This is a genomic window from Brotaphodocola sp., assembly GCF_983179755.1.
Window position 1 is genome coordinate 1 of record NZ_CFAHBC010000060.1, and the last position, 6,875, is coordinate 6,875.

Sequence of the window (6,875 nt, forward strand, 5' to 3'; positions counted from 1 at the left end):
AGTATGAATTATTATAGCAGAATGGCGCTTTCATCTCGGTCATTGAATGGCCGAGAATTCCCGCTTAGATGTCCTAAACCTTATCGCAGGAAATGCTCTGCACACTCCGTAATCGCAGATTCCACTGCCTCTGCTCCACTCTTATCCGGTGCGCTCACCGAGATATAGAGTTTCAGCTTTGGCTCGGTTCCAGATGGACGAACAACAACCGAGCATCCATCTTCAAGACGAAATTTTAGCACATTTGATTTTGGAAGACCATCTCTTCCCGGCGCATAATCGAGAAGTTCTACCACCTTTTTCCCGGCAAAATCCTTAACTCCACTGCGGAACTTCTGCATGATCTCCTGCATTTTAGCCAATCCAGCACTGCCCTCAAATTCATAGCTGTGAAGCGTATTCAGGCAGTATCCATAAGTTTGATAGAGCTCCTCAAGTTTATCTAACAGACTGATTCCCTGAGCAGAATAGAAACTAAACATCTCGCAGATCAGACTCGCACCATTCACTCCGTCCTTATCGCGCACATAGGTTCCAGAAAGGTAGCCGTAGCTTTCCTCAAATCCAAAGATATAGCTGTCTGCCTTGCCCTGCTTCTCAAGCATGCCAATCTGCTCTCCAATGAACTTGAATCCCGTCAGCACATTGATTGTGCGAACACCATAATGCTTTGCAATCCGCTCACCCATATCCATCGTCACAATCGTCTTGATCATCACCGGATCTGCCGGCATCTTTCCGTGGCGCACGCGCTGACTGCAAATATAATCAAGAAGGAGCATTCCCGTCTGGTTTCCGCTCAATAGCTCATATTCTCCTTCACGATTTCTGACCGCAATTCCCACACGGTCGCAGTCCGGGTCGGTTGCAAGAAGCAGATCTGCCTGACATTTCTTCGCATATTTCATGCCAAGTGTCATCGCTTCACGGATTTCCGGATTCGGGTACGGACAAGTCGGAAAATGACCATCCGGTGCTTCCTGCTCCTTCACCACCGTGATATTCGTATATCCAAGTTCTTTTAAGGTACGGGTAACCGGCTTCAGTCCGGCGCCATTTAACGGGCTGTACACAATCGCAACATCCTTCTGCACCGGATCACCAAAGAGGACAGACTCGCCCTTCACCGCCTCGACAAAGGCTGTGTACACCTCGTCAGGAATATATTCAATCAACTGCTCTTCAAGCCCATTCTCGAATGTTTCCATCTTGACATCCGCAAACACATCCAGCTTCTCAATCTCTGCAAGAATCTCCTTTGCAGACTCCGTTGTGATCTGGCATCCATCCGCTCCGTAAACCTTATATCCATTGTATTTGCTCGGGTTATGAGAGGCAGTGACCATGACACCTGCGGATGCTTTTAAGTAGCGAGTTGCAAATGAAACCGTCGGCACCGGCATCAGCTGACCCCAGATCCACACCTTAATTCCATTTTTTGCAAACACTCCACCTGCAACCTTTGCAAACAGATCAGACTTGATGCGACTGTCATATCCAATCACAACCGACGGATGCGCCTCATGGCGCTTCAAATAATCTGCAAGACCCTGCGATGCTTTTGCAACTGTATAAAGATTCATCCGGTTTGTTCCTGCACCGATCACACCGCGCAGTCCACCCGTTCCAAACGCCAATTCCCGGTAAAATGCATCTTCCTTCTTCGCCTCATCCTGTTCTATCTCTCTCAGCTCTGTTGCAACATCTGCATCCTCAACAGCATGCTCACACCAGGAACGGTATTTTTCCTCAATCGTCATTGCCATGATGTCCTCTGTCCTCCCTGTTCTGTTTTCTTATTTGTTTATTTTGATTTGTTTTGTTTTAAATTTTAATTTGTTTTCCTTAAATCAAATCATTTAAAATGTCACATCATATTTCTTTTTATCGTGAACACTGATCTCACGTCCAAGCTGAACCTCTATCAGCTGAAGCTCCGTATCCGCAATCACCGTGTGGCGAGAACCTGCCGACATGCACACAACATCACCAACCTTTACTTTCTTCATCTTTTCATCTACAACAACACGACCACTTCCGTCGATGACTGTCCACACCTCATCACGATACTGGTGACTGTGATAGTTCATCGAATGACCAGGATTCAGCGTCACCTTGATCGTCAGGCTCTCTTTTTCCACATCGAGAACGCGGAAACTTCCCCATGACTTCTCCGCAAACATCACGCGGTGATCGAGGGTATTCACAAACGGTTTGATGTAACTCGACTGCTCCTTATCCGACACGAGAATTCCCTCTGGGCTTGCAGAGACAACAATGTCTTTCAGTCCCATACACAGAACCGGAACATCGAGTTCATTGATGACATGCACATTGTGGCAGTTTTCATTAAACAAAGCCTCACCGACCGCATGACTGTCCATCGCCTCAGTCAGCGTATTCCATGTTCCAAGATCCTTCCACACACCTGAGAAACGCATCACCTCGATCTCGCTCTCATGCTCCACAACTGCATAGTCAAAGCTGATTTTTTTCAGCGTCTCATACTTATTAAAGAGATCCTGATAATCCGTAAAATCAATTAACTCGTGAGCACGCTTGAGCACATAGCCAAGACGGAACGCAAACACACCACCATTCCAGAGCGCTCCCTGATTGATGTAACTCCTTGCGACATCCTGAGTCGGTTTCTCCTTAAACATCGAAACCTTGCTGATTTCATCCGTGCTTTCCGGAATGATATATCCATATTTCTCACTCGGATAAGTCGGCTCGATTCCCATCAGGACAAGATTTGCGTGACTCTTTCCAGCCTGCTCCCCGAGATCTGCAAGTGCCATAAAATAATCCTGATCCACATACGGGTCAACCGGGCAAACGACAACCGCCTCGTCCTCTCCCACTCCCTGAACATCCTTTAAATACGATGCAGAAAGAGCGATCGCCGGAAACGTATCTCTTCGGCACGGCTCCACGCTGACGCCAACATCCTCACCGAGTTGATTGTGGATCGCGGAAACCTGAGATTTGGAAGTCGCAATCGTGACCGTTGCATCCGGATCTACGGTGCGAATCTGACGGTACACTCTCTGCACCATCGACTCGAGACTTCCATCCTCGCGATGAAAAATCTTAATAAACTGCTTTGATCGGATATCATTGGAAAGTGGCCACAGGCGCTGACCAGAACCACCGGATAACAATACAATATTCATCATTCTCTCCTCTTCTTTTTCCCTTTTATTTTGAAATTTTTTACTTTACTTGAATCATAAAATTCTTAAATTTTTAAATTCTTAAATCCTAAAATCAATCCTTTTGGAACATTATTTTTAGAAATATTCTTGGGATATTTCTTTGAAAAAAAAGACCGCGACTGTCCACACTTGGACACGCGGTCTTTCTCTCTTGTCATGTTTGATTTCAAGCACAGTTCTATAAATCAAACGCACTCTGACTCTGCTTTTATTTTTCTAGCATTTTCTAGCGTTCCGCGCGCATCGGATTATTCAGGAAATCCTCGTAAGACAGACGGATTCCTTCCTCTAACTCTGTCTTGTAAGTCCAACCGAGCTTCTCTGCCTTGGACACATCAAGCAGTTTGCGCGGTGTTCCGTTCGGTCTCGTCGTATCCCACTTGATCTCTCCCGTGTAACCGACAACTTTGGCAACTAACTCCGTCAGCTCCTTGATCGTCAGCTCTTTTCCGGTACCTGCATTTACAGTCTCATTTCCGGAATAATTATTCATCAGGAACACGCACAGATTTGCAAGATCATCCACGTACAAAAACTCTCTGAGCGGTGAGCCATCGCCCCAGCAGGTAACCTCAGTCAGACCATTGACCTTTGCCTCGTGGAAACGACGGATCAGAGCCGGAAGCACATGACTGTGAGTCGGATGATAGTTGTCATTCGGCCCGTACAGGTTTGTCGGCATTACGGAAATATAATCCGTTCCGTACTGACGATTCAGGAACTCACAGTACTTGAGTCCGCTGATCTTCGCAAGTGCATATGCCTCATTCGTCTTCTCTAACTCACTTGTCAGCAGACAGCTCTCTTTCATCGGCTGTGGAGCCATACGCGGGTAAATGCAGGAAGAACCGAGGAATTCCAGCTTCTTGCATCCATTCTGCCATGCAGAATGAATCACATTCATCTCAAGCGTCATATTGTCGTACATGAAATCTGCAAGTGCTTCCTCGTTTGCAACGATTCCGCCAACCTTTGCAGCTGCCAAAAAGACATATTCCGGCTTCTCCTGCACAAAGAACTCTTCCACATCTGCCTGACGGCAAAGATTCAGCTCCTTGTGGGTACGGGTAATAATATTCGTGTAACCCTGACGCTCCAGCTCACGCACGATTGCAGAACCAACCATGCCACGATGACCTGCAACATAAATTTTCGCATTTTTTTCCATCATAATGTATCAGACGCTCCTCTATCTAAATTGATTTCATAAACTCATTTTCTAAGTTCATTCATAAATAATAGATTCTTCTGTCTATTTTCCTGTCTGTTCGGTCTTTACCTATTTATTTCAATTAAGCCTGTGCCATCAGAACAGCTTTCTCTTTCTTTGCCAGCTCACGGTCATGCTTTGCCATGATCTCTACAAGCTCCTCATAGCTGGTCTTCTGCGGATTCCATCCAAGAACGGTTCTTGCCTTCGTCGGATCGCCCCACAGGTTGTCTACATCGGTCGGACGGAACCATGCCGGATTTACACATACAAGCATCTTGCCAGTCTCAGCATCGTAACCCTTCTCATCAAGTCCAGTGCCCTCCCAGCGAATCTTGATTCCGTTTGCTAAAAATGCCTTCTCGGTGAAATCACGAACCGTATGCTGAACACCCGTTGCAATAACGAAATCCTCCGGCTTCTCCTGCTGCATGATCAGCCACATGCACTCTACATAATCCTTTGCATAACCCCAGTCACGCAGAGAATCCATATTTCCAAGCTCCAGATGATCCTGAAGACCCTCAGCGATACGTCCTGCTGCCAGAGTGATCTTACGGGTAACAAAGTTCTCACCACGGCGCTCAGACTCATGGTTGAACAGAATACCATTTACTGCAAACATGTTGTAAGCATCGCGGTACTCCTTGGTGATCCAGAAACCATACTGCTTTGCAACTGCATACGGGCTGTACGGATGGAACGGAGTCGTCTCTCTCTGCGGAATCTCCTCTACCTTTCCGTAAAGCTCAGAAGTGGATGCCTGATAAACACGGGTCTTATGGGTCAAACCGAGAATACGGCAAGCCTCAAGAATTCTCAGAACGCCGAGTGCATCCACATCACCAGAGTACTCCGGAGCATCGAAGGAAATCTGAACATGGCTCTGTGCTGCCAGGTTGTAGATCTCATCCGGCTGAACCAGACCGATGATGCGGATCAGACTGGAAGAATCAGACAGATCGCCGTCATGAAGAGTGATTGATCCAGATGCGATCAGATGATCGATACGCGCGGTGTTGGAGATTGATGCACGGCGGATAATTCCATGAACCTCATATCCCTTTTCCAGCAAAAACTCTGCCAGATAAGAACCATCCTGACCTGTGATACCGGTAATAAGTGCTTTTTTCATTTTTCCGTTTCCTCTCTTGTTTTCTATTTTTTCTTTCCTTTAAGTTTCTCTTTCTGTCCCGGCACTTTGCTCATTTCACAGAGTAAATGACTCTCAAAATAAGTGGCTCTGCTACCTTGCAATTTTTTGTGCCTTATATATTACGAGCATATTTTAAAGGATTCCTTTTTGTTTCTAAATGGCACATTTAGGTGCAAACTAGCACAATCTTGGTTTTTTATCCCCTGCCCTGCCATTTTCTGCGATACTCTCCCGGTGTCATTCCCTCGATCTTCTTAAATCGCCTGCTCAAATAATTTGCATCGCCGTAACCGGTGACTCCGCTGATCTCCTCAATATTCATACTGCTGAAACGCAGGAGACGTTTCACCTCTGTGATCCGCTTCTCCTCCACATAGGAAATCACAGTCATGCCGTATCGCTCTTTAAAAATCTTTGATAAATAAAATTTATCTATAAAATATTGATCCGCCAGTGCCTCTAACGTAATCTTCTTCATGTAATGCATATCCAGATAGGACTTGACTGCATCCAGTTCCAGACGTTTCTTCGACCGCGTCACATTTTCCGGATTCCACGAATACGCCATCAGATGCTCCAACAATTGACACAGCAACGTATTAATCTTCATATCCCGGATATAATCAGAAGACCCGGCAATCTCAAAAATCCGGTTCAACATCTCCGTGATCTCGGATGTCTGGTTCAGATGAAAGACCGGTCTTCCACCACGTTCCTTGTACTTGTCGTAGACAGAACCAAGCGCCGCCCCATAAAAATGGCACCAGACCAGACTCCAGAGTTTTGAGGTTTCGTTAATTTCTTTGATTTCTTCGATCTTATTACTCTGGTTATTGTCTGATCCGGTGCTATTCATGATGTTGCTGTTTGTTCCGGTATTATCTCTGTCAGTATTACCTTTATTATTTATGTTATTTTTAATTATGGTATTTCCGGTGCTGTGACTGTATCGTTTCCTGCAATCAATAAACACACAATCTCCTGTTTTTAGCTCATACGTTTTTCCCTCATACTCAAGAGATCCCTCCCCGTCTTGAACGACAAAACAGAGGAAGGATCTAAGATTCTCTCGAGTCGAAGTATGCGGAGCCAAAGCCGTCAACGTCCCGGCTTCCTGTAAAAACATGAGATTCAATTTTGCAAAGGATGATGGTGTGTAGAGAATACGATTCGAGTAAACACAGGGGGAGTTGGTGAATAGTTCGTTGATAGAAGTTCCCCTCTTTTCTTGAAATATATTTACTAAGACTTCCCATACCTAAAATGGGATTCGCACCTTGAAAATTCAATA

General features: G+C 45.6%; 5 protein-coding genes. All 5 read right to left on the minus strand.

All coding sequences use genetic code 11. The annotated features are described in order from the left end of the window. Nucleotides 1-80 precede the first annotated feature (80 nt). Nucleotides 81-1,766: a phospho-sugar mutase gene (locus AC4EVX_RS12565; protein ID WP_490160324.1), complete on the minus strand. Its 1,686-nt coding sequence runs from the start codon at nucleotides 1,764-1,766 to the stop codon at nucleotides 81-83. A gap of 93 nt (nucleotides 1,767-1,859) precedes the next feature. After that, nucleotides 1,860-3,176, minus strand: coding sequence for a sugar phosphate nucleotidyltransferase (locus AC4EVX_RS12570; RefSeq protein WP_490160327.1), 1,317 nt, complete (start codon nucleotides 3,174-3,176; stop codon nucleotides 1,860-1,862). A gap of 268 nt (nucleotides 3,177-3,444) precedes the next feature. Continuing rightward, complete coding sequence (locus AC4EVX_RS12575; RefSeq protein WP_490160328.1) at nucleotides 3,445-4,386, minus strand: GDP-L-fucose synthase family protein; 942 nt, start codon at nucleotides 4,384-4,386, stop codon at nucleotides 3,445-3,447. A gap of 124 nt (nucleotides 4,387-4,510) precedes the next feature. Continuing rightward, nucleotides 4,511-5,563: a GDP-mannose 4,6-dehydratase gene (gene gmd, locus AC4EVX_RS12580; RefSeq protein ID WP_490160325.1), complete on the minus strand. Its 1,053-nt coding sequence runs from the start codon at nucleotides 5,561-5,563 to the stop codon at nucleotides 4,511-4,513. Nucleotides 5,564-5,780: 217 nt separating this feature from the next. Next, the gene (locus tag AC4EVX_RS12585; RefSeq protein ID WP_490160326.1) at nucleotides 5,781-6,440 is read right to left on the minus strand and encodes a helix-turn-helix domain-containing protein; all 660 of its coding nucleotides are present in this window, start codon (nucleotides 6,438-6,440) and stop codon (nucleotides 5,781-5,783) included. Nucleotides 6,441-6,875: the final 435 nt, after the last annotated feature.

Excerpts from the sequence above, each read along its gene's own strand:
- gmd (WP_490160325.1), bottom strand. The coding sequence starts at position 5,563 with ATGAAAAAAGCACTTATTACCGGTATCACAGGTCAGGATGGTTCTTAT.
- AC4EVX_RS12575 (WP_490160328.1), bottom strand. The coding sequence starts at position 4,386 with ATGGAAAAAAATGCGAAAATTTATGTTGCAGGTCATCGTGGCATGGTT.
- AC4EVX_RS12565 (WP_490160324.1), bottom strand. The coding sequence starts at position 1,766 with ATGGCAATGACGATTGAGGAAAAATACCGTTCCTGGTGTGAGCATGCT.
- AC4EVX_RS12570 (WP_490160327.1), bottom strand. The coding sequence starts at position 3,176 with ATGAATATTGTATTGTTATCCGGTGGTTCTGGTCAGCGCCTGTGGCCA.
- AC4EVX_RS12585 (WP_490160326.1), bottom strand. The coding sequence starts at position 6,440 with ATGAATAGCACCGGATCAGACAATAACCAGAGTAATAAGATCGAAGAA.